Here is a 23,664-nt window from a genome sequence, read left to right on the forward strand (position 1 = left end):
GCCGGGTAGGTCACGCAAAGAGCGACCCCACGCATTGACACTATGCGGAATGCGCATCGCATGACATCTTGATACCATCATGGCACAGAACATTTCAGTTTCGCCAATCAATGGGTCGTGGAACAGTGGCTTTGCCTTGTATCAGGCGGCGACATATGTCGGGACGCCACATCGGCCTGTCATCGTGGCCGCGACCACGAACAGTCAGAGCGAAATCCAGCTCTTTGACTGGCTGGTGCCCGAGCGTTTCGAGGTCATAAGCGGCGGCGGTTCCGACAATCGCGCTGCGAAATTCTGCTTCTACATCGCGAACCGTCCCACTTGGATCGGCCGAGGCGATGGCCAAATACAGGAAATCCCTGAACATAAACTCGTTGTCATCAATACGAACGATCCAATCAGGACGATCAGCCTTGGCGACACGCGGCATCTTACACTCGTTCTGCCTCACTGGATGGTCGCGCGCCATGTTCCGGAGCCGGTTCATCTGAGCACAGCAGCGACTGTCTTGCCCGATGCCAATGGGCTCGCAGCGCGCGACATCATGTTTGCGCTTCGATCATGCATTGGGTTGGCGCAGTTTCCTTCGATCAGCACGAAGCTGGTGGACGGCTTCCTTGATACTCTGCGTCCCGTCAAAGCCGATGACCATAGCCCTGGCTTGCACAAGCGCAGCGCCGATGTGCTGCGCATTCGCGAGATCATCGCACGAAACTTCAGCGATCCCGATTTTTCAGCGGCGGATATTGCGCGCGCGCTCGGGATATCCACGCGCTACCTGCACCTCATCTGCCAGGTTGAAGAGTCACCCGCCCGGATGATCCGGAATTTCCGGCTCCAACAAGCAGAGGCGCTCCTCAAATCGCCAGCCTGGCAGGATAGATCCATCACCGACATTGCGCTGGAGTGTGGCTTTAACAGCAGCAGTCAGTTCAGCACCAGCTTTCGGTCCTATGCCGGGGTTTCGCCACGGCAGTTGCGATATGGCCGCATTGCTTAGATTTAGAACCGACCCGCACTTCCAAATTTCAAAAATCCACTGCGGAAATCGGAAAGACGGCATGGCTGCGGCCAATTAAGCCTGCTCGCCACAAAACAACGAAATGAAGAGGGCGAGGATATGTGGAAGGGCTCTGACAGTCTGTCGGGTTTTTGCGTGCTGGCGGCCTTGGTGGCGACGCCGGGGATGGCGCAGACGGGACCCGCAAGCGAACCATCGGCAACGATCGAGGACATTGTCGTCACTGCGCGTCGGACGGCAGAGACGTTGCAGAACGCACCTGTTGCCGTCTCGGTGATCGGCGGCGGCGCCCTTGAGCGGGCCGGCATCACCGGGTTGACGGACCTGCAGAGCCGGCTGCCCGCTGTGGAATTCCAGACCGCGACGAGCACGCCGATCGTCACCGTGCGCGGTGTCGGCACGTTCAGCACGCAGGCCGGTGTCGATTCCGCCATAGCCTATACGGTCGATGGCATCTTTCTGGCCCATCCCCAGGCCTATCCCCCGGTTCTGGTTGACATCGCGCGTGTGGAGTCTCTGCGTGGACCGCAGGGCACGCTCTACGGCCGCAACTCAAATGGCGGCGCGATCAACTTCCTGACCAACGAACCGGTGCTGGGGCAAGTGCAGGCAAATATCGCGCTGACTGCGGGCAATTATGCGACCTTCGGTTCCGAGGCGATGCTGAACGTGTCCGTGGGTGAAAAGGCCGCGATCCGTTTCGCGTTTGGCTCGAACAGGCGCGATGGCTTCTATCCCGATGGATACAGCAATGCCGCTGATTGGGTCGGGCGCGCGCGTCTACTGGTCCAGCCCAGCGATCAACTAAGGATCGTCCTGAGTGCCGACCGCTCCAAGCTGAGCAACGATGGCGCGGGTTGGGACTATTGCCCGCCCAACACCACCAGCGCTTTGTGCGCCGGCCGCCCTTTCCGCCCCTATACCGGGCTGAGCGGACGCAACCTCGCGGATTTCAATCATAGTGATAGCTGGTCGGTCTATAATCAGATTGATCTCACGCTCCCCTGGGCCACGCTCACCTCGCTCACTGGCTACCGCGACAACGACTTCCTCGCCCGGCAGACGCAGGTGCTGGGCACGCCGTCCTCAGGCTTTATCCAGGGTGTGCGCAGCAAATTGTTCACGCAGGAGCTACGCCTCGCATCGCCTGCCCAGTCGCCTTTCAAATGGCTCCTCGGCGGCTTTTACGCGCGCGAGACCGGGCCGGCCTCACAGACCTTCAATCAGGACGAGATCCCCTACTTCTCCAGCGATCCGCATCTGGTGACGACTTCGAAAGCGGTGTTCGGCGAAGTCACCGTGCCCCTCGCCTCCATACTGCGGCTCATCGGAGGGCTGCGTTATACCGACGAGGAGAAGTCCGCGACGGGTGTGGTGCGCACCATCTCGCCGACCTCCGCCACCGAACTGCCGATCCTGCAGAATTTCCGGACCCGCAAATGGACCTGGAAAGCCGGGGCAGAGCTCGATCTGGCCGAGACGTCGCTGGTCTACGCGACGGTCAGCACCGGCTTCAAATCGGGCGGCATCAATCAGGTTCCGCAATTGCCCGGCTTCACCGGCTCCTACCGACCGGAGACGATTACTGCCTATCAACTGGGGTCGAAGAACCGCCTGCTCGGCAACCGCCTCCAGATCAACGGCGAAGTCTTCTATTATGATTACAAGGATTTCCAGGCGCTGCAGGTGATCCGCGACGCCGCCATTCCCGGCTTCTTCATCCAGACGACCAATTCGCAGAAATCATCGATGTACGGCGGCGAGCTGGAGGCCGAGGTCGCCGTTTCCTCCGCGGGTCGCCTGTCGCTGGCGGCCACTTGGCTCCATGCCCGTTTTGATACCTATATCATCGGCGCGACCAACCTGTCGGGCAAGCAGATCCAGGCCGCGCCCGATTTCACGCTAGGTGGCGCCTACGAGCACCGGTTCGATTTCGACAGCGGCGCCCGCCTGACCTTCGGCATCGACAGCAAATATGTGACGGGCCATTTCGTGGCCAACAGCAACGCCCCCGGCTCCTATCAGGATGGCTATTTGCGCTCCAATGCGAGCTTGACCTTCGAAACCCCCAATCGCGCGTGGCAGATCTCGGCGTTCGTCAGGAACATCGAGGACAAGGCGCAGATCGCGGCCTTCCAGCCGTCCGCAAATGGCGACTTGGTGTTGCTCAATCCGCCGCGCACCTTCGGCGCGACGGTCAAATGGCGCTACTGATCGTGGCAGGCCAGCTATCATCGATGCGAGGCGCAACCGCATGACGGATCAGTCCTCCCTCCTCTTCGACCAGTTCACTTTGAAAGGGCGGCAACTCGCCAATCGCTTCGTCCTCCCCGGCATGCAACGCGGATGGAGCGTCGACGGCGCGCCGACCGATACGCTCACCGATTACTACGTGCGGCGCGTGAAGGGTGGCGCGGGCCTTATCATCACGGAGTCGGTCGCGGTCGATCACCCTAGCGCGACACGGTCGGCTGTTTTCAGCCGGTTGGACGAAGGCACGTTCGAGGCCTGGCGACAGTGCGTTGGGGCAGTGCGCGCTGCAGGCGGGCACATTCTCCTGCAACTCTGGCATGAGGGCGCAGTGCGCAAGGATGAGGATCTGGGAGACGGGGTGGTCGTCACGCCGACACTCAGCCCATCCGGATTGATGGCGGCGGACCGACCGCGTGGTCGGGCGGCGACGCTTGAGGACCTGGAGGAAATCAAACAGGCCTTCGTTCGCTCCGCGCTTCTCGCGCAAAAGGCCGGGGCAGACGGCATAGAACTGCACGGCGCGCACGGCTATTTTCTCGATCAGTTTTTGTGGGAGCAAACCAACCGCCGCTCGGATCGCTATGGTGGCCGGTCGCTGCCCGAGCGGGCGCGCTATCCTGGCGAAATTGCGCGAAGCGTACGTGCAGCCTGCGGGGAAGATTTCATCATTTCCTTTCGCTTTTCCCAGTGGAAGGAGATCGATCTCAAGGCGCGGATCGCCGAGACGCCAGAGGAGCTGGCGCTATTCGTCTCGCTGCTGCGGGACTCAGGGGTCGATATTCTCCACGTGTCGACGCGACGTTTCTGGGAGGCCGCCTGGCCGGAGAGCGACAAGACGCTGGCCGCGTGGGTCAGGCAACTGAGCGGACTCCCGGTCATCGCCGTGGGCAGCGTCGGCCTGAGCACGGACATCATGGAAACGGCTCAAGGCCTGGAATCGCACTCCGATGCACAGGCGAGCATCGCTCTTCTCGACCAGGGTCTGCAGCGGGGCGACTTCGACCTCGTCGCTGTCGGGCGCGGGCAGATTAGCGACCCCGAATGGGTCAACAAGGTGCGGGAGCAGCGTTATGGTGACATCATCGCCTTTTCCCGCAAAGCGCTTGGTAAGCTCGATGGGGAAACGGACCATATGGAGGGTGTGCCCCCAAAGGCCTGAGCGACACATCGGTATGGCAGATATCAGGATAAGGGTTGGGACGAGGCAATGAGCTCTGGCAGGCCAGCCGAATTAGCGGTGGGTGAGGCAGTCGATCTGAAGGGGGCGACCAGCCGCCCGGATGTCACGCGTGCATCATGGATCGCGCTCTCCATCCTGCTGCTCGTCTATCTGCTCAACAATCTCGATCGGTTCATCCTCTCGATCCTCGCCCAGCCGATCAAGGAAGAGTTGCGCCTCGCGGACTGGCAGCTTGGCCTGCTCACCGGCTTTGCCTTCAGTCTCCTGTATGTCGTCGTCGGATTTCCGATGGCGCGCCTGTCCGACCGGGGAAACCGGACGTTGATCCTGTCCCTCTGCGTGGCCTTCTGGTCGATCATGACCGCGCTGTGCGGGCTCGCGACAAGTTTCGTGCAGCTTTGCGTGTTCAGAGCCGGTGTCGGTGTCGGTGAAGCGGCTTGCCTGCCCGCTTCACACTCGTTGATCAGTGATCTCTTTCCGCCGGAGGCGCGAACGCGTGCGATGTCGATCTTCGGGCTGGGCCTGCCGCTGGGCGGGTTTGCCGGCGTCGTGATCGGTGGCTTCGTCATGGACCATTGGGGATGGCGCAGCGCGATGCTGGTCGTGGGTCTGCCCGGCCTGCTGGTAGCCCTGCTGACCTGGATGGTTATCAAGGAGCCCGAGCGGGGCCGTTTCGAGCGGGCATCCGCGCGGACGTTGCCCAGCGCCGGGTCCCTGATCGAAGTTGCGATGACGTTATGGAAATCGCCCATTGCCCGGAATGTGATCATTGCTCTGACGGCTGCGGGCCTGGTGGGCGCGCCCAATGTCACCTTCATGGGCCCCTACATGATCCGCCGCTTCGACCTGGGCTACACGGAACTGGGCGTGATCATCGCGCTGACCTTCATGCTCGGATCGGCCATATCGACGCTGGGAGGCGGGCTCATCGTCCATTGGGCATCCCGCTTTGACGACCGCTGGATCATGTGGGTGCCTGCCATCGGCGTTGCGCTCAGCGCGCCATTATATGTCGCGGCTTATGCGCAAAGCAGCTGGCAGGGCCTCGCGGCGATCCTGTTTCTCGCATCCGTCGTCAACTCGACCTATCTCGCGCCTTCCTACGCCATGCTGCACAGCACGGTCGGGCCAAACGGACGTGCGACCGCATCGGTCATCGCGAGCTTCTGCCTCAGTCTGATCGCGATGGGTTTTGGTCCGCTGCTTGCCGGCATGGGGATCGATCTGCTGGCAGCTCATCTCTTCAGCGCCCTTGAGCAAGGTGGTTTTTCGAGCGCGTGCCCCGGCGGCGCGGCCGCCACCGGGAGCGGCCCGGAACTGGCCAGCGCATGCCGCTCCGCGACATCCCAGGCCACGCAATGGGTGATCATGGGATGCCTCGCAGCGATGGTGTGGCCCGCCTGGCATTTCTTCCTTGCGGCGCGTCACATGACCATTCGGACCACCTCAAATGCACATCATTCGCGCGTCTGACTAACCGGCTTTGACAAAAGCGGGGGACGCTTGTCCGAGGTCGCCGGATGACTGCGCCGCCCGACAGCGCGTTGTCCAAAGCGGGCATAGAGTGTTGGAAGAACGAACAGCGTCAGCAGCGTTGCGGATATCAGGCCGCCGATCACCACGGTCGCCAGCGGCTTCTGGACCTCGGCTCCGGAGCCGCTAGCAAACGCCATGGGCACAAAGCCCAAGCTTGCGACCAGCGCAGTCATGGCGACGGGCCGAAGGCGCTGGATCGCGCCCGTTCGTGCTGCCTCAGCGCGGCTCATGCCCTTGCCGATCAGATCCTGAATGGAGCTCACCATGACCAGGCCGTTCAACACCGCGATTCCCGACAGGGCGATGAATCCCACCGCCGCCGAGATCGAGAAGTCCATCCCGCGCAGGAACAGCAGCAACACGCCGCCGACAAGCGCGAAGGGCGCGCCGGTGAACACGATCGCCGCGTCCCGAACATTGCCGAGCGCACCGTAGAGCAGCAACAGGATGATGACGAAGCAGCCCGGCACGACAAGTTTTAGCCGTTCGCTTGCCGACGCGAGATTCTCGAACTGCCCGCCCCATTCGAGATAACTGCCCGCAGGCAAGCGCACCTCGTTCGCAATCGCAGCCTGAGCGTCTGCAACGACACTGCCCACATCGCGGCCCCGGACGTTGGCCTGGACAACGACGCGGCGTTTGCCGTTCTCGCGGCTGATCTGGTTTGGCCCGTCGACCACCGCAATCGTCGCGACGCTCGACAGCGGAACATAGGCGCCCCCAGCGACCGGCACCTGGATTTGGGCCAGAGCGCCGAGGTCGGCACGTTGGGCCTCGGAAAGGCGGATGACCACCGGGAAGCGCCGATCACCCTCGAAGATCATGCCTGACGTCCGCCCGCCGATTGTGGCGGTGATGGTGTCCTGCACGTCCTGCGCCGTCACGCCGAGCCGCGCCATCGCATCGCGATTGACGCGGATGTCGAGCATCGGCAGGCCCGTTGTCTGCTCGACCTTCACGTCGGTCGCGCCTTCCGTCCTCCGCAGAACCGAAGCGATTTGCTCGGCCACCCGGTTCATCGATGCGAAATCGTCACCAAAAACCTTGACCGCGACATCGCCGCGGACGCCCGCAATCAGCTCATTGAAGCGCATCTGGATCGGCTGAGTGATCTCATAAGCGTTTCCGGGGATCTTCCCCAACTCGCCTTCTAGACGTTCGACCAGTGCCGCCTTGGTCAGGCGGGGATCGGGCCACTCGTCTCGCGGCTTGAGGATCACGAACATGTCCGTGGCATTGGGCGGCATCGGGTCGGATGCCAGTTCCGCCGTGCCTGTCTTGGAGAAGACGAACTTCACCTCCTTTTGACGCGACATCATCTGCTCGAGCGGCGCCTGCATCGCCTGGCTCTGCTGGACCGAGGTCGCCGGAATCCGCAGGGCCTGGATCAGGATGTCGCCTTCATCGAGCTGCGGCAGGAACACCTGCCCCAGCGAGAGGAATGCCGCCGCCGCGATCGCAAGGCTTCCAACCGCCGCGCCGATGGTGAAGGAAGGCGTCTTCATCGCCCGATGGAGGCCCGGTTCGTACCGCGCCTTCAACCAGGAGATGATCCGGCCATCCTTTTCCTCAACCTTCTTCGAAAGCCAGATCGCGATCATCGCCGGCACGAAGGTCAACGACAGGATGAAGGCGAAGGCGAGCGCGATGATGACCGTGAGCGCCATCGGCACGAAGGTCTTGCCTTCCACCCCGGTGAGCGTGAGCAGCGGCACATAGACCAGAATGATGATCGCCTGGCCGTAGACAGAGGGACGGATCATTTCGCGCGCGGCGCTCGCAACATTGCCGAGCCGCTCCTGCACTGTGAGCAGGCGCCCCTCATGATGCTGTTGTTCGGCAATACGCCTGAGCGCATTCTCAACGATGATGACGGCGCCATCGACGATAAGGCCGAAGTCGAGCGCGCCAAGGCTCATCAGATTGGCTGAGACGCCGACGCGCAGCATTCCGAAACCGGTCAGCACCATCGTGATCGGGATGACCAGCGCTGCGATCAGGGCCGCCCGGACGTTGCCGAGCAACAGGAACAGGATGACGATGACCAGAAGCGCGCCTTCGCTGAGATTCTTTGCGACCGTCTTGATCGTTGAGTTCACGAGGACCGTCCGATCCAGCACCGGCTGAATGACGACGTCGGGGGGCAGGGATGCGTTGATCTCCTGCAGCCTGTCGGCAACCGCGGTCGCCACGGTGCGACTGTTTTCACCGATCCGCATGATCGCCGTGCCAACCACCACTTCGGTGCCGTTCTCCGAGGCTGATCCCATCCGAACCGCCTGTCCGGTCTGCACCGTGGCGACCTGATCAAGCGTGATCGGCACGCCTTCGCGGGTGGCGATGACTGTCCGCGCCAATTCCGCTTCGTTGCGGATCAGCGCGTCCGATATGACCGCGAGACCTTCGCCCCCGCGATTGACGAACCCGCCCCCGACGCTGGAGTTGTTGCGCTCGAGCGCCGTGCCGAGGTCGGTCAGGGTTAGCCCCATTGATGCCAGTTTCTGGACATTGGGCACGACGAGATATTGTTTGGCGTAGCCGCCGATCGAATCGATGCCGGCGACGCCGGGCACGTTCTTGAGGAGCGGCGTGACGATCCAGTCCTGCGTGGTGCGCAGATAGGTGGCCTTATCGGCCTCGCTCGTCAGCCGTTGCCCTTCGGGCGTGATGTAGCTGCCGTCTGGCTGCTGGCCAGGCTCGCCGGGCCGATGCTTGTCGTCCGCCCGATGGTCGAGCCGGACGGTCCACATATAAACCTCGCCAAGCCCCGTCGCGATCGGCCCCATTTCAGGGCTGACGCCGCCGGGCAGGCTCTCTTTCACGCTTTCAAGGCGTTCGCCGACCTGTTGACGCGCGAAATAGATGTCGGTTGCGTCGGTGAACACGGCCGTGACCTGGGCAAAGCCATTGCGGCTCAGCGAACGGGTGTACTCAAGACCCGGAATACCGGCGAGCGCCGTTTCGATCGGAAACGACACCTGCTTCTCGACCAGTTCAGGCGAGAGCGCGGGCGCACGAACGTTGATCTGCACCTGATTGTTGGTGATGTCCGGCACGGCGTCGATCGGCAGGCGGGACAAGGAATAGGCGCCGATGACGGCGGCAACGGTGGTGAGAGCGAGGACAAGCCAGCGCTGCTCCACCGCCCATGTGACGATGCGTGCGATCATGGTTCAGTCCTCATGGCTTGCTTCGCTCTTGCCGAGTTCGGCCTTGAGCGTGAAACTTCCGGTGGTGGCGATCCGCTCACGGCCTGAAAGCCCGGAGCGGATCAGCACGGTGTCGCCGGCGGGATCGCCAAGCTGGACCGGCGTGACCCTGAAGCCTGTCGCCGTCCGCGCGAACACGACCGTTTTCCCCTCGACCGTTTGCACGGCCGTCAGGGGCACGCGCACAGAGGCGGGACCGTCGCCGCCGCCAGCCAGTTGCACCGACGCAGTAACCGCCTCGCCAACGCGCCAGACGCCGCCGCCATTGTCGAGCGATGCGATCGCCGGCACCAGCCTGGTCTGTGGATCGAGCGCTGGCGACACGAAGCTCATCTGCCCGATTGCCGAGCGTCCTGCTGCGGTGACCGTCACGGGCGCCCCGGGTCGGACGCGGCCCGCATCCTCGGGCTTGAGGCTGAGCGAGAGCGAGACCTTCGACAGATTGGCGATCCGGAACAGCTCGGCGTCAGCCGCAACCGTTTGACCGAGCACGACCGGTCTCGCGATCACCTGGCCCGAGAGGGGGGCAACGATGCCGAGGCGATTGAGCCCGCCCCCACCGCCCCCAGTTGCCGAAACCTGGCTTTGCGCCTGGGTGAGTGCGATCCGCGCTTCGGTTGCCGCGGTTCGCGCCGCGATCAGATCCTGCTCAGGTGAAACGCGCTGAGAGAACAGCCGTTGCTCGCGCGCGAGATTGGAATTGGCGAGGGCGAGCCGTGCCCGGGCCGCCTCGACCGCCCCCTTGAGCTGCGCCGCCTCGCGGCTCTCGATCACCGCAAGCGTCTGCCCGCGGGAAACGCTTTCGCCGAGATTGCGGTTAAGCGCGACGACACGACCCGCGATCGCCGCCGAGACGACCTGTGTCGCCTGCGGATCGCCATCGATCGTCGCGGGCAGTTCGATCGTGCCGGCGCCGCCGATCAGCGGAACGGCAACCTGCACGCCTGCCGCCGCAATCTGTTCGGCCGAGAGCGTGATGACGCCTTCATCCACATGGCCGGTTTCCTTGGGTTGCTCGGGCGCGGTTTCGTTCGTCGAAGCGCTGTCACCGCAGGCAGCCAATATGAGCGCGAGCGACATTGCGCCCGCAAGCTTAAGTTTCTTCATGACTGGTTCCCCCCTCGAGGCGCGGGAGCGGTCAGCCGCTCCAGCCGCGCACGGGCATTGTGATAATTGGCGAGGGCATCGATCGCAGCGACGCGGGTGTCCGCGAGCGTGCGCTCGGCGTCGAGCAAGTCGAGCTGGCTGAACTTGCCCTCGCGATAGCCGATCCGTGCGATACGGGCCGCCTCCTGCGCGGCCGCGAGCGCCGGACCGGCGGCCGCGCGTGCGGTCGTTTCGGCATTGGCTGCTTCAGCTTGCGCTTCGGCAATCGCCTGATCGACATCGAGTGCCGTCATGCGCCGCCGCGCCTCAGCCCTCGTGCGTTCCGCACTGGCCTGCGCGACTGCCGCCCGCCCGTTGTTGAACAGCGGGATCGCAATCGAGATGGCGAAAGCCGCGGCGGTGTCGTTGGTCGCTTCCAGACGCCGGAGCGCCGGCCCGATATTGAGATCGGGCACACGATTGGCGCGCGCCAGACGGATGCCGGCATCGGCGACGGCAAGATTGGCGTCGGCTGCCGCAAGCGTGAGCGTGCCGGACGCAGACGGCGCGATCGTCGGGCCATAGGATGCTGTCGGAATTTGGTCCAACAGCCCGATATCCAGCGCACCATCAATCGAACGGCCAAGCCGTCGTGCGAGGTTAAGCCGGGCGACATCCGCAAGCCGGGCCGCGCGTTCCAGGCTCGCCGCCGCGTTGATCCTGGCGAGATCCGCACGCTGCTCTTCAAGCGGTGACGCACGGCCGGCTTGCACGCGCACCCGTGCCGCTTGCAGGGCATCGTTCGCGATCCTGAGCTGGTCTCCGGCGGTTGCGAGCCGTCTTTCCGCCGCGATCGCCTCGACATAGAGCGAGGTGACCTGAAGGCGAACATCGGCCGCAACGACCGCTGCTTCCAGTTCCGCACCCGAAAGTTGCGCTGTGGCGACAGCCACACGCGCACTGCGCTTGCCGCCGAGTTCGATGGGCAATGTCACGCCCATCGTCGTCTCCGCGCTCTGGAGCCCCCTATATAGTCCGGTGCCGACGACATTCTCGACCTGCGCCTGCGCCAAGGGGTTGGGACGCAGGCCCGCAACCATGCGGTTGGCGCGGGCGGCTTCGATAGCGGCTTTGGCAGCGTCGGTTGACGGTGCAGCGCCGCCCGCTGCGGCGATGGCCTGTTCAAGCGTGAGGATCGACGCCGCAGCATCGGCCGATACGCGCCCCTGTTGCGCCTGCGCCGCCGAGGCACAGGACGCTGCGGCGAGCATCGCCGCGAGCAATTTCTTCATGAGTGATTCTTCCTGACAGCTGATCGTCAGGCCGGCATGCGCCGGCCGGCGAAACCGTCAGGCTTGGGGCGGCCTTGGCAAGACGCCGCCGCGGGCATCCGGCAGCGGCGCGCGCAAATGGCGCTGCTCGGGATCGTTTGTCACCAGGCTCGCCTGTGACCCGATGATCGTTGCAGGCGTTCCAACATGATGTCCGTGACAGGGATTGTGATGATGCGGCAGTCCATTGTCGCTGTCCGCAGGCACCTCGTCGCCATCACCCGGTGCGTGGACCGTAAGTTCGGCGCCAAGCACGCTCCCGCCCACCGCTTCAGCAGCGTGCGCCATGCCAGCGAAGCCGGAAAGCACCAGCATCAGGCAGGCGAGCAAAGGGAGAAGCTTGCGCATCATCCCTCCCTTATCACTCCGCCGCCACGACGTAACCGGTGTTTTTTGAAATAAGCTCCTTATCCGTAAGGATGATTTGCGTGCCGCCGGAGGTGGCGAGAGCGGTACCCCGTTATCGAGATGAGCAGCAGGCATACCGTGCTCGCCGACGTGAGCAGCGGCGGAGGTTTTCGCATCACGCGCCAGGCTTTACGCGGTCACCCTCGCGGCAGCTTGCGGGATCGGCTTGGAAAGCGTGTATGTCACGCTTACGACAGCTCATGGTGGCAACGGGGCATTGCGGCGAATCCAGGATGGAATGTTAGGGGCGGACATGGTGAAGCATATTTTCTGGATCATCCTCGCGATCATCGGCGCCGTCTGTCTCGGCATCGTCGCCACGGCACGCGGCGAGGCGGTCAACGCGCTGTGGATTGTGATCGCCGCGGTCAGCATCTTCCTCGTCGCCTATCGTTATTATGCGCTCTACATCGCCCGGCACGTCATGCGGCTCGATCCTGCTCGCGCCACGCCGGCCCAGTATCGGGGCGACGGGCTGGATTATGTGCCCACGGACCGCCGCGTCCTCTTTGGTCATCATTTCGCGGCCATTGCCGGCGCCGGCCCACTGGTCGGCCCGGTGCTCGCGGCGCAGATGGGCTATCTGCCCGGCACGCTCTGGATCATCTTCGGCGTCGTGCTGGCCGGCGCGGTCCAGGATTTCATGGTGCTGTTCATCTCGATGCGGCGCGACGGCAAATCGCTCGGTGAACTGGTCCGTATGGAGATGGGGCCGGTCGCCGGCACGATCGCGCTCGCCGGCGCCTTTCTGATCATGGTCATCATCCTCGCGGTGCTCGCCCTCATCGTCGTGCGCGCACTGGCGGAGAGCCCCTGGGGCATGTTCACTGTCGCCGCCACGATCCCCCTCGCCCTCTTGATGGGCATCTACACACGCTGGATCCGCCCGGGCCGCATTGGCGAGGTTTCGCTGCTTGGCTTCGTGGGGCTGATGCTCGCCATCATGTACGGGCAATCGGTCGCCGCTTCCCCCGTCTGGGGGCCGATCTTCACCTTCACGCCCACGCAGCTCTGCTGGATCCTCATCGGCTATGGCGCCGTCGCCTCCATCCTGCCGGTGTGGCTGCTGCTGGCGCCGCGCGATTATCTGTCGACCTTTCTCAAGATCGGCGCGATCGCGGCGCTGGCGATCGGCATCGTCGTCATGGCCCCGCCGCTGCGGATGCCGGCGCTGACCCAGTTCGTCGGCGGGGGCGGTCCGGTCTGGTCGGGTGGCCTCTTCCCCTTCCTGTTCATCACCATCGCCTGCGGCGCCGTCTCGGGCTTCCATGCGCTCATCTCCAGCGGCACGACGCCCAAGCTCATCGCGGCAGAAACCGATGCGCCTTTCATCGGCTATGGCGCGATGCTGATGGAAGCGTTCGTGGCGATCATGGCGCTGGTCGGCGCCTCGATCCTCGATCCGGGCATCTATTTCGCGATGAACAGTCCGGCCGCGATCACCGGCGGCGATCCCGTGAGCGCAGCGGCCGCGGTCACCGCCATGGGCTTCCCGGTCTCAGCCGACACATTGGCCCAGACCGCCCGCGATGTCGGTGAGCACAGCATCGTCTCGCGAACCGGTGGCGCGCCGACCCTCGCCGTGGCCATGGCCGAGATTTTCAGCCATGTCGTCGGCGGGCCAGCGATGAAGGCCTTCTGGTATCATTTCGCCATCCTGTTCGAGGCGCTGTTCATCCTGACGGCCGTCGATGCAGGAACCCGCGCCGGCCGCTTCATGCTGCAGGATCTGATCGGCCTTGCCGTCCCCTCATTCCGCGCGGGCAACGCCCTGCTGCCGGGGGTGATCGCGACCGGTCTGTGCGTGGCCAGCTGGGGCTTCTTCCTCTATCAAGGCGTCACCGATCCGCTTGGCGGCGTGAACACGCTCTGGCCGGTGTTTGGCATCTCGAACCAGATGCTCGCGGCCGTCGCACTGATGCTTTCTACCGTGGTTCTCTTCCGGATGAAGCAGCACCGGTTCGCCTGGGTGACCGTGGTGCCCACACTCTGGCTGCTGGTCTGCACGCTGAGCGCCGGCGCGCTCAAGCTCCTGTCGAGCGATCCGGCCGTCGGCTTCCTCGCACATGCCCGGCGCTTTTCGGACGCCGCCGCGCGGGGCGAAGTTCTGGCCCCGGCGAAATCCATGGCGGAGATGAACGCGATTATCTTCAATGATCGGATCGATGCCGGTCTTTGCGCGCTGTTCGTCGCCGTCGTGCTCTCGCTGCTCTTCTTCACCATCCGGACATGCCTGGCGAGCCTGCGCAATCCCGCTCCGACGGCACATGAAGCCCCGGCCCAGATGGTGCCGGCGGAATGAGCGGCCTGTGGCATCGGCTGCGCGCCACCGCGCGCTTGATGGTCGGGCAACCGCCTTATGAGGCCTATCTGGCCCATATGGCGCGTCACCATCCCCAGGCGGTACCGATGACGCGGACCGAGTTTTTCCGCAACCGTGAGCAGGCGCGTTATGGAGGCGCTGGCGGAGGCAAGTGCTGCTAGGTTATTCGGCGCCTATCTCGGAGCCAAAACCTGCATCCCGCATCTGCTTTTCGTCGCGCTCGGCCTTTCGCTGGCCATCCTCAATATAATCGCGCTCGCGGCCTTGTGGCTTATCGGTGTTCGGGACGACCGAGGGGTTGGACGGCTCCGGCCTTCCGTCCGGCATGGACCGATCGCGTTCCGGCTTTTGTCGAGGGTTGTGTTCTTCCATGTGTCTTCTCCGTTTCTGTTTTGGAAACGGAGGCCGCAGGAGCCAGTTCCGCGCGCGCGTTCAACGGTGCGGCTTTCTCGCTCGCTCTTGCCGTGACTGGCTGCGATCACGCCCGCCACCTTCGTCAGTCGGCTCGACAACTGTAATTTACGACTCTGTAAACCCATTTCGCCATACCAGTTCGATGGACCGCTCCCACACGCCACCTCCCGCTTTCAGCGAGGTTGACCGACTGTCTGCTCTCCACAAACTGGAGATTCTCGATACCCCGCCCGAGCGCGAATTTGACGAGATTACCCGGCTGGCTGCCGCCGCGCTGGGTGTTGCGAGCTCCGCAATCAGCCTCATCGACGAAGCGAGGCAATGGTTCAAATCGCGGCACGGTATCCCATTTTCTGAAACACCCCGGAACATCGCTTTCTGCACTCACGCCGTCGCTTCGCGCGGCCTCCTCGTGGTTCCAGATGCTACGGAGGATGATCGGTTCAGCTCTAACCCGCTCGTAACGCAAGAGAGCGGAATACGCTTTTATGCCGGCATCCCCCTGATTGTGAATTCGGGGCACTGTCTCGGCACTTTATGTGTGTTCGATCCCACCGCTCGTGATGGGCTTACCGCGCCGCAGGAAGCTGTGCTCCGGGATTTAGCCAAGCTTGCGACCGACCTGATCGAGTCCCGACGCTTCCGGAACATGGGAGAGATCGCCGCGAGGGTGGTTGACGCGACTTCGGACGCGGTGCTCGCGGCCGATCGCCACGGAACGATTGTCTACTGGAATCCGGCCGCCGAACGCATGTTTGGTCATGCGCGCGACGAGGCTCTCGGCAAGAATGTCGAGATCATCATCCCGCCACGCCTTGCAGAAGGTCATCGGGATATATTCGCGCGGGCCGCCGCTGGCGGTGCCACCAGAATTGTCGGAACATTCGTTGAGCTCGTAGGCGGGCGGGCAGATGGCAGCGAGTTCCCGGTAGAACTGTCCTTAGCCCGTTGGGGCGCAGGACCGCCGGAGGGCGGCTTTGCGGCAATCATTCGAGACATCAGCGCGCGCAAGGTTTTGGAACGGGAGCGCGAGCAGACCCAGGCGTTTCTGGATACAGTCGTGACGAACCTGCCTGCGATGCTGTTCGTGAAGGACACGCAAACGCGCCAATATCTGATGATCAATCGCGCCGGTGAGGTTGCTATCGGTCGTCCCGCCCGCGACATCATCGGACAAACCGACAAGGATCTTTTTCCCGATTATGGGGAAGATTACGAGCGACGCGACAATGAGTCGATCGCGTCGCCTTCGGCCACGATCTTCGAAAGCGAGTTCGTCCGCGAAGATGGCGAGTCTGTCCATTTGCGGACGACCCGCACCCTGATCGACGGTCCGGACCGGCCGGGGCAATATCTCCTTGGTATATCTGAAGACGTGACCGCAACGCGACTGGCGGAGGCGGAAGTTCTCCGCCTGGCACATTATGACGCCCTCACCGGACTGCTCAATCGGGCGAGCTTCACCGACAAACTTCACCGTCTCGTCCGGGCAGGCGAGCCTTTTGCGATGCTCAGCATCGATCTTGACCGGTTCAAGGCGGTCAACGACCAGTTCGGCCACCCGGTAGGCGACGTGGTTCTCTCACAGGTCGGTGACAGGCTCCGGAGCGCGGTTCCCGCCCAAGGGTGGGTGGCGCGTATCGGCGGAGACGAATTCATCACCGTCCTTACCGGCACGCGATTGCGCGAACGTGCCGACGACGTCGCTTCGGCTGTTCTGATGAGTATCTGCAAGCCGTTCCTGACCGATCGTGTGGTCGCACATGTCGGCGCCTCCATCGGCATTGTGCTCATGCCTGAAGATGGTCTGACAACCGAGCAGCTTCGGGAGAATGTCGATCTGGCGCTTTACCGCGCGAAGCAGATGGGAAGGGGCAAAGCCTGCTTCTTCAATGCCGAGATGGACGCCGCAGCGCAGGATCGCCGGAAGCTGGAGACCGAATTACGCGAAGCCATTGAGAAAGACAGGATCGAACTCGCCTATCAACCCGTCCTCTCCGCAAACTCCGGCCAGATCACCAGTGCCGAAGCGCTGGCACGCTGGACACATCCCGAGCGCGGGCCGATCCGCCCTGACATCTTCATATCCCTCGCGGAGGAATGTGGGTTGATCGATCGCTTGGGCGAACAACTGCTGCGCCGCGCTTGTCGTGACGCGCAAGACTGGCCCGAACATGTGCGTGTCGCCATCAACCTTTCCCCCATGCAGTTTATTTCGGGGCGGCTTGTCGAAACAGTGCGGCGCGCCATGGATGATTCCCGCATTCGTGCCGACCGCGTCCAGCTCGAAGTCACAGAAGGCCTCGTCATCCGGGACGTTGAACGAACCTTCAAGCAGTTGGAGGAGCTGCGCGCACTCGGTATTCAAATCCTGATCGACGATTTTGGAGTGGGATACTCTTCCCTCAGCTATTTTCAGCGCTTCACATTCGACAAGGTCAAGATCGATAAGTCATTCGTGGATGAGATCGCCACGTCCCGCGCGGCAAAGGCAATCGTGCAGGCGGTGGTTGGCCTTGGCCGTGCGCTGGACATGGGCATCGTGGCCGAAGGCATTGAGACTGAAGAACAAGTGCGTCTCCTGATTGAGAGCGGCTGTACGCACCTGCAGGGCTATTTATTGAGCAAGCCAGTCGGTGCGCGCACATTGCGCCAGATGCTGGCGCGCAGTCCCGATTTAGAGACCAAAGCTTTCAGAATGGCGTAACTTCTCTCTCCGATCGCGGTCGGCGTCCGTGCGGGCCACCTATTGTGGCGAGAGTTCTTACGCCCGGCGCTCGATCCAGCTCGGACTGACGCTTGCCTCGTGAGATGGTTGGCGTCGGCCAGGCGAAGTGCGACTATATCGGCGCGCTGCTGGCTAAGCCGCAGTCGCGATAGTGTTATCCGCGCAGGATCTTTTCCATCCCCCTGCCCTTCGCAAGTTCGTCGATCAGTTTATCGAGATAGCGGATTTCGCGCATGGTGCCCTCCTCGATCGTCTCGACGCGCACCCCGCAGACTACGCCGGTGATCAGGGAACGCGCGGGATTCATGCAGGGGGCGGTTGCAAAGAAGTCCTCGAATGAGGTGCCGGCGGCCAGCACGCTATCGAGGGACTCTTGGCTGTGCCCCGTCAGCCAGCGCAAGATCTCGTCCACCTCTTCCTTTGTGCGCCCTTTCTTGGCTGCCTTGGCGACATAGAGAGGATAGACGCTTGCGACACTGACTGAATAGATACGATGCCCTGCCATCGGCCGCTCCATCACATGATCGTCCTCGAAGCATGAATAGAGGACCGGCGATAAGCAAGTGCTCTGCCGGAATGACCGTTCCGTGGCAGAGAGGTGGTTGCGTCTCAACACCGTTCAAGCATCGCAAATTTTCGGTTCCTGACGTTGAGGAGCCTGCGATGTCCACACCGCGGCCACGACGGCGATCAGGCCGATGACTGCGGCGCCGGCCCCTGCCAGGGCGACGGCGCGATAGCCAAGTCCCGCAGCGATCACAGCGCCACCGATGGCGGCGCCGATCGCGTTGCCGAGGTTGAAGGCGCCGATGTTGACGGCGGATGCCAGATTGGGCGCATCCGCTGCGGCAGCCATCACCCGCACCTGAAGCGGCGGGACGAGCGCGAAACTTGCAACGCCCCAGAGAAAGATCAGGATCGCGGTTGGCGCAGCGAAGGGCATCAGGACCGCGAACGCAACCAGCACCAGCGCCAGCCCGGCGAGCGTCACCATCAATGTGCGATCGACCGAGCGATCCGCGAAGATGCCGCCCAGCCAGTTGCCCACCGTGAGTCCGACGCCATAGGTCACCAGCATCGCCGTCACGAAGCCGAGCGACGCATGCGTTTCTGCACGGAGGATGGGCGCGATATAGGTGAACACGGTGAACATGGCGCTCGATCCGATCACGGTCAGCGCCAAGGCGGCGAGCACCGGGCCGCGCTTCAGCACGCGCAACTCGGCAATGGCATTGCCGCCTTGGGGCGCAGGCAAGATCGGCAGGGTCAGCCGCAGCGCGGCGATGGTGGCAACACCCAGTCCGGCGATCCCCCAGAACGACATCCGCCAGCCCAGATGCTCGCCCGCCCAGGTCGCGAGCGGGACGCCGACGACATTGGCGATGGTCAGCCCCATGAACATCGCCGCGACTGCACCAGCCTTGCGCTCGGGCGGCACCAGGCTCGCGGCCACGATCGCCCCGACGCCGAAAAAGGCGCCGTGGTTGAGCGAGGTGACGAGCCGCGCCGCCAGCAGCATCCCGTATCCGGTCGAGATCGCAGCCAACAGGTTGCCGAGCGTGAAGATGCCGGCGAGCGCAATGAGCAGCGTGCGGCGCGGCACCCGGCCAGTGGTCAGGGTCATCAATGGCGCACCCAGCATCACGCCGAACGCATAGGCGCTGATGAGCAGGCCGGCTGTCGGGATCGACACGCCAAGATCGCTGGCGATGACCGGGAGCAGGCCCATGGGTGCGAACTCGGTCACACCGATGCCGAACGCGCCGATGGCCAGTGCGATGATGCCGGGATTCAGTTTCAAAGGGTTCACTCCCGTCAGACCATGGGGGGATTGAGCAGGGCAAAGCCGTCCTGCTGGCGGTAGGGCGTATGCGGATAGGGCGGCATAACGGCGCTGGCCGCATCCAGCGCGGCAATCTGTTCCGGCGTCAGAGCCCAGCCGACCGCGCCCAGATTGTCACGCAACTGGGCCTCATTCCGGGCGCCGATGATGACGGAGGAGATGGTCGGCCGCCCGAGCAGCCAATTGATCGCGACCTGCGGCACGGATCTGCCGGTTTCGGCTGCAACCGCCTCCAGCGCGTCGATCACGCGATAGAGATGGTCCTCCGCAACCGGCGGCGCGAAATGCTCTGTCTCATTCAGGCGACTGCCCGGAGGGATCGGCCGGCCGCGCCCGATCTTCCCGGTCAGCCGTCCCCAGCCGAGCGGGCTCCACACCAGCGCACCCATGCCCTGATCGGCGGCGAGCGGCATCAGATCCCACTCATAGGCGCGTCCGATCAGCGAATAATAGACCTGATGGGCGACGAGGCGCGGCCAGCCATGGCGATCCGCCTCGGCCTGCGCCTTCATCACCTGCCAGCCTGGATAGTTGGAGACACCCGCATAGCGCAGCTTGCCCGCAGCAATCAGCCTGTCGAGCGTGCCCATGACCTCTTCCGCCGGGGTGGTCGCATCGAGCGCATGGAGTTGCAGCAAGTCGATATAATCCGTGCCCAGACGCCGCAACGCATCCTCCACCGCGCGGATCAGCCGTGCCCGTGAAGCGCCCCAATCCTGCGGCCCTTCGCCCATTGGCAGGCCGGTCTTGGTGGAGATCATCAGGGCGTCGCGCCGCCCCTTGATTGCGGACCCCAACACCTCTTCCGACGCGCCGTTCGAATAGACGTCGGCGGTATCGAACAGGGTCACGCCCGCATCGAGACAGATATCGACCAGCCGCCGCGCTTCGGCAGCGTCGCTCTGTCCCCAGGCGCTGAACAACGGCCCCTTGCCGCCGAACGTCCCGGCGCCGAAACTCAGGGCCGACACGCGCAAACCCGAGCGCCCTAGTTGCCGATAATCCATGCTCGATCCTTCGATTGCGATTTCCACTCATAAATGGACCGCAGCGCCCCACTGTTGTAGTGCGCATTCGAGCCAAGGATCTTTGCTATGGACGCAAAAGTTATTGAGAGTGGCGATCGTGCGCGCGCCCTGGAGATATTCGTCGCGGCGATCGATCGGGGCAGTTTTTCCGCCGCCGGCCGCGCGGTGGGTTTGACGCCCTCGGCAGTGAGCCGTGCGGTCGACAGGATCGAGGCGCGACTGGGCGTCAGGCTCCTGCTCCGATCGACCCGAGCGCTCACCCCAACGGCGGAAGGCCTCGCCTATCTCCAGGCCGCACGGCGCATCCTTGCCGATCTCGACGATAGCGAGCAGCAGATCGCCGATCAGGGCCTGCCGCGCGGACGCCTGCGGATCAGCGCGGCGCTGTCGCACGGGCGGTTGTGCGTGGTGCCGCTGCTCGGCCGCTTCGCGCAGGCTTATCCCCATATTCTGGTCGACATCGCGCTGACCGATGCGCTGGTCGATGTCGCGGCGGGGCAGGCCGATGTCGCGATCCGCTTCGGTCCGCTCGCCGACAGCGCCCTGACCGCGCGCAGACTGGGCGAAAGCCGCCGCGTCATCATCGCCTCACCCGACTATCTTGCGCGGGCCGGGACCCCGCGCGTGCCGGAGGATCTGCATGGGCACAATTGCCTGAACTTCAACTTTCGCCGCAGTGAGCCAGTCTGGCCCTTCATGCGCGACGGGGAGGCGTTCTCCTTGGCGATGAAGGGGAGCATTGAAGCGAATAATGGCGAAACGCTCGGCCAACTCGCCGCACAGGGCGTCGGCATCGCGCGGGTCGGCGCCTTCAGCGTCGCGCAGGAAATCGCCAACGGCACGCTCGTGCCGCTGCTGGAAGACTACAACCCCGGTGACGTCGAGCAGATCAATGCGGTGTTCGTCGGCGGCGCCAACCTTCCGGCCCGCGTGCGCGTCTTTGTCGACTTTCTGGTCGAGCATATGCGTTAGCCGTCGTGGACGAGACGACCGTTGTGCTCGCGCTCACGGCCCGGGAGGCTGGTCGTCGCATGGCGCCCATGACGCGGGAAAGCGCTGGGGATCAGGCGCTCACTCCTCCCTTGCGCGGGCCGCGCCGCAAGAGATAGGCAGCGCCATGACCCAATCTCAGCTGGCCGATATTCTCATCGCACGACTGGTCCGCGACCATGGCGGCACTCGTCAACGCTGGCGCAAGGTCGTCGGTCCGATCCGGATTTACGATCTCAGGACCCATCCCCATTGCAACTGGATGGTCGATGCGACCGGTTCGACCTCCGATATCGCAAAGGTCGAGGGCCTGCTCGATGAACTGCGCCAGAACCACCCCATCATCACGGCTGACCGTTGACGCTGGGTTAGGGCGCCGAGGGCCTAGACGCCCGGCGCGATCAGCACCTTGCACTGCTCGCCGCGCTGTTTGAGGGCCTCGAAGACCGTGGGCGTCTCGGCGAGCGCAATGGTGCTGGTGACCATCAGCCGGGGCGCGATGGCGCCCTGCTCCAGCGCGGCAAGGGCGGCCTCATATTCCTGCACAGTGAAGAAGGCTGAGGTAACGAGGCGCACTTCCTTGCCCAGCATGGCGAAGGAATTGAACGTGTCCGGCTTGGTGCACAGGCCCAGCAGCAGGATCGTGCCGCGCGGACGCACCTGGTCCACGGCTTGCGCGATCAGGCCGGGCACACCCACGCATTCGAAGACGATGTCGGCCATGCCGCCTAGACCCTGCACGGCACTTTCGACCGGGTTCTGCGGGTCCACCACGAACACGTCCGCGCCCATATCGTGCGCGCGCTGCTGCTGCGCGGGGGAGATATCCTGCACGGCCACCCTGGCGGCCCCGAGCCGCTTGGCCCAGAAGGCCACCGCAAGCCCGATCGGCCCTGCGCCCAACACCAGCACTTTGTCACCGGTTTTCAGGCCCGACAGGTTCACGCCGTGCAGGGCTACGGCCAGCGGCTCGATAATGGCGCCATCCGCCAGCGTCAGCCCCGCAGGCAGGGGCACGCACTGGTTCGGGCGGGTGACGGCATATTCGGCATAGCCGCCGCCCTGCAGCCCGAATGACGCGCACCACTGCACTTCGCCCTTGCGGCAATGTTCGCAGTCGCCGCAGCTTTTGAGCGGGATGACCGAGACGAGCTCGCCCACTTTGCACCCTTGCGTGTTCCGACCCAGCGCCACCACCTCGCCAGCGAACTCATGGCCCAGCACATCGCCATGCTTGCATCCATAAGCGGCATCCTGCGTCATATGCAGATCACTGCCGCAAATCCCGCAGCGCCCGACCTGGACCACCAGTTCACCCTCGCCCGGCGTGGGATCAGGAATGTCCTCGAACGCCAGCGGCGTGTGGAGCGCCTGGAAGATAACGGCTTTCACAAATATGCCCTTTCGTCTCTCGCCGAGGCCCGTGCCCGAGGGGGGACATCTCTACCTGATCCGCCTCAATGCTGACACGGCCTAACCGACTGCTCGTATCCAATTAAACGCTAAGCCCGGAACGGACAGCGCTCGATCACATTGTTCTTGAAGATTTCGGGAGGATATATGCCATGAGGAGCACGTCGCAGGGCGAAAATGGCGGCTCACCGCATTGGACGACATTCCTCAAGGAGTTCGCCAAGGCACCCCTTTCGGTCGGCTCGCCCATTGCCACCTCGACGGGTACCATCAAGCGCCAGCTAGACGGGGTCGACTGGGCCAACACGGGCCTGTTCGTCGAATATGGCCCCGGCACAGGTGAGTTTACCCGCTATATTCTTGCGCACCTGCCACGCGACGCCAAGCTGATCGCGATCGAAAGTGAGGACGGGCTTGCCGACCATCTTCGCCACACGATCGATGATCCTCGCTTTACGGTCCATACAGGATCGGCTCTCCAAGCTCGGGCCATCCTTGGGGACGACGTGGTCGGGCGGGTAGACTATATTCTCTCTGGCCTCCCCTTCTCCGCGTTGGATAAGTCCGACAGGGCGAGAATCGTGGAAGATGCCGCGCGCCTTCTCAACGACGACGGTGAGTTCCTCGCTTATCAGGTGCGTCGGACGATCGAACCCTCGCTCCGCAAAGTCTTCGCACGAGTGAAACGGCGCCGGCGTTGGCTCAACATGCCGCCTTATCATCTCTATTGGTGTCGAGAGCCGAAGCGATCTCGCCCTTCGAACCGGGTGGACTGATCCGGGCGTCGCTCCCCACCACAATTGTTGGATCTCAGCGTGAGAGGCTCGGGTCTGGCTGTGCAATGGCCAAGGCCGCAGCATCTGTCTCACTGAAGTCCCCTGTCCTATCGCCCCGCAGCGGG

The 23,664-nt window shown here is 63.6% G+C and carries 19 protein-coding genes; 10 read left to right on the forward strand and 9 right to left on the reverse strand.

What is annotated here, in order from left to right; all coding sequences use genetic code 11:
* Positions 1-79 precede the first annotated feature (79 nt).
* The 4 genes from M2333_RS11805 (at position 80) to M2333_RS11820 (ending at position 5,927) form a co-directional block, all read left to right on the forward strand.
* Positions 80-1,000, forward strand: coding sequence for a helix-turn-helix transcriptional regulator (locus tag M2333_RS11805; RefSeq protein WP_264611891.1), 921 nt, complete (start codon positions 80-82; stop codon positions 998-1,000).
* A gap of 120 nt (positions 1,001-1,120) precedes the next feature.
* A complete protein-coding gene (locus M2333_RS11810) occupies positions 1,121-3,235 on the forward strand; it encodes a TonB-dependent receptor (protein ID WP_264611892.1) in 2,115 nt (704 codons plus the stop codon).
* A gap of 40 nt (positions 3,236-3,275) precedes the next feature.
* The gene (locus M2333_RS11815) at positions 3,276-4,433 is read left to right on the forward strand and encodes a 12-oxophytodienoate reductase (RefSeq protein ID WP_264584110.1); all 1,158 of its coding nucleotides are present in this window, start codon (positions 3,276-3,278) and stop codon (positions 4,431-4,433) included.
* Between the two features lie 48 nt (positions 4,434-4,481).
* Positions 4,482-5,927 carry a spinster family MFS transporter gene (locus M2333_RS11820; RefSeq protein WP_264611893.1) on the forward strand — a complete coding sequence of 482 codons (1,446 nt, stop codon included), beginning with the start codon at positions 4,482-4,484 and terminating at the stop codon, positions 5,925-5,927.
* Here M2333_RS11820 and M2333_RS11825 read toward each other — a convergent pair.
* The 4 genes from M2333_RS11825 to M2333_RS11840 are packed head-to-tail and all read right to left on the reverse strand — an operon-like array spanning position 5,912 to position 11,964.
* The gene (locus tag M2333_RS11825; protein WP_264611894.1) at positions 5,912-9,160 is read right to left on the reverse strand and encodes an efflux RND transporter permease subunit; all 3,249 of its coding nucleotides are present in this window, start codon (positions 9,158-9,160) and stop codon (positions 5,912-5,914) included. The two genes, M2333_RS11820 and M2333_RS11825, sit on opposite strands and share 16 nt — an antisense overlap.
* Before the next feature lie 3 nt (positions 9,161-9,163).
* The gene (locus M2333_RS11830) at positions 9,164-10,306 is read right to left on the reverse strand and encodes an efflux RND transporter periplasmic adaptor subunit (protein WP_264611895.1); all 1,143 of its coding nucleotides are present in this window, start codon (positions 10,304-10,306) and stop codon (positions 9,164-9,166) included.
* Entirely contained in the window at positions 10,303-11,577 is a 1,275-nt protein-coding gene (locus tag M2333_RS11835) for a TolC family protein (RefSeq protein ID WP_264611896.1), read from the reverse strand. Before M2333_RS11835 ends, M2333_RS11830 begins: the two co-directional genes overlap by 4 nt.
* Positions 11,578-11,634: 57 nt before the next feature.
* Entirely contained in the window at positions 11,635-11,964 is a 330-nt protein-coding gene (locus M2333_RS11840; RefSeq protein WP_264574284.1) for a hypothetical protein, read from the reverse strand.
* Between the two features lie 313 nt (positions 11,965-12,277).
* Between M2333_RS11840 and M2333_RS11845 the strand changes: the two genes are divergently transcribed.
* The gene (locus M2333_RS11845; RefSeq protein WP_264578050.1) at positions 12,278-14,326 is read left to right on the forward strand and encodes a carbon starvation CstA family protein; all 2,049 of its coding nucleotides are present in this window, start codon (positions 12,278-12,280) and stop codon (positions 14,324-14,326) included.
* Complete coding sequence (locus M2333_RS11850) at positions 14,323-14,508, forward strand: YbdD/YjiX family protein (protein WP_181560681.1); 186 nt, start codon at positions 14,323-14,325, stop codon at positions 14,506-14,508. Before M2333_RS11845 ends, M2333_RS11850 begins: the two co-directional genes overlap by 4 nt.
* Before the next feature lies 1 nt (position 14,509).
* Here M2333_RS11850 and M2333_RS11855 read toward each other — a convergent pair whose 3' ends face one another.
* Positions 14,510-14,719, reverse strand: a complete 210-nt coding sequence (locus tag M2333_RS11855) for a hypothetical protein (RefSeq protein WP_264571338.1) — start codon at positions 14,717-14,719, stop codon at positions 14,510-14,512.
* Between the two features lie 184 nt (positions 14,720-14,903).
* Between M2333_RS11855 and M2333_RS11860 the strand changes: the two genes are divergently transcribed.
* Positions 14,904-17,468: an EAL domain-containing protein gene (locus tag M2333_RS11860; protein ID WP_264611897.1), complete on the forward strand. Its 2,565-nt coding sequence runs from the start codon at positions 14,904-14,906 to the stop codon at positions 17,466-17,468.
* Between the two features lie 175 nt (positions 17,469-17,643).
* On the opposite strand, the gene M2333_RS11865 is transcribed toward M2333_RS11860, so the two are convergent.
* From M2333_RS11865 to M2333_RS11875, 3 genes are all read right to left on the reverse strand, one after another.
* A complete protein-coding gene (locus tag M2333_RS11865) occupies positions 17,644-17,994 on the reverse strand; it encodes a DUF2200 domain-containing protein (RefSeq protein WP_181560683.1) in 351 nt (116 codons plus the stop codon).
* Positions 17,995-18,108: 114 nt separating this feature from the next.
* Positions 18,109-19,290, reverse strand: coding sequence for an MFS transporter (locus M2333_RS11870; protein WP_264611898.1), 1,182 nt, complete (start codon positions 19,288-19,290; stop codon positions 18,109-18,111).
* Between the two features lie 14 nt (positions 19,291-19,304).
* Positions 19,305-20,339, reverse strand: coding sequence for an aldo/keto reductase (locus M2333_RS11875; protein WP_264611899.1), 1,035 nt, complete (start codon positions 20,337-20,339; stop codon positions 19,305-19,307).
* A gap of 87 nt (positions 20,340-20,426) precedes the next feature.
* On the opposite strand from M2333_RS11875, the gene M2333_RS11880 reads away from it, so the two are divergent.
* Both M2333_RS11880 and M2333_RS11885 read left to right on the forward strand, forming a co-directional pair.
* The gene (locus tag M2333_RS11880; RefSeq protein WP_264611900.1) at positions 20,427-21,332 is read left to right on the forward strand and encodes a LysR family transcriptional regulator; all 906 of its coding nucleotides are present in this window, start codon (positions 20,427-20,429) and stop codon (positions 21,330-21,332) included.
* 145 nt (positions 21,333-21,477) lie between these two features.
* Complete coding sequence (locus M2333_RS11885) at positions 21,478-21,711, forward strand: hypothetical protein (RefSeq protein WP_264611901.1); 234 nt, start codon at positions 21,478-21,480, stop codon at positions 21,709-21,711.
* A 23-nt stretch (positions 21,712-21,734) separates the two neighbouring features.
* Here M2333_RS11885 and M2333_RS11890 read toward each other — a convergent pair whose 3' ends face one another.
* The gene (locus tag M2333_RS11890) at positions 21,735-22,742 is read right to left on the reverse strand and encodes an alcohol dehydrogenase catalytic domain-containing protein (protein ID WP_264611902.1); all 1,008 of its coding nucleotides are present in this window, start codon (positions 22,740-22,742) and stop codon (positions 21,735-21,737) included.
* Between the two features lie 173 nt (positions 22,743-22,915).
* Between M2333_RS11890 and M2333_RS11895 the strand changes: the two genes are divergently transcribed.
* Entirely contained in the window at positions 22,916-23,539 is a 624-nt protein-coding gene (locus tag M2333_RS11895) for a class I SAM-dependent methyltransferase (protein ID WP_264611903.1), read from the forward strand.
* Positions 23,540-23,664 lie beyond the last annotated feature (125 nt).

Origin of the sequence: Sphingobium sp. B11D3B, assembly GCF_025961735.1 — a bacterium.
Classification (GTDB): domain Bacteria; phylum Pseudomonadota; class Alphaproteobacteria; order Sphingomonadales; family Sphingomonadaceae; genus Sphingobium.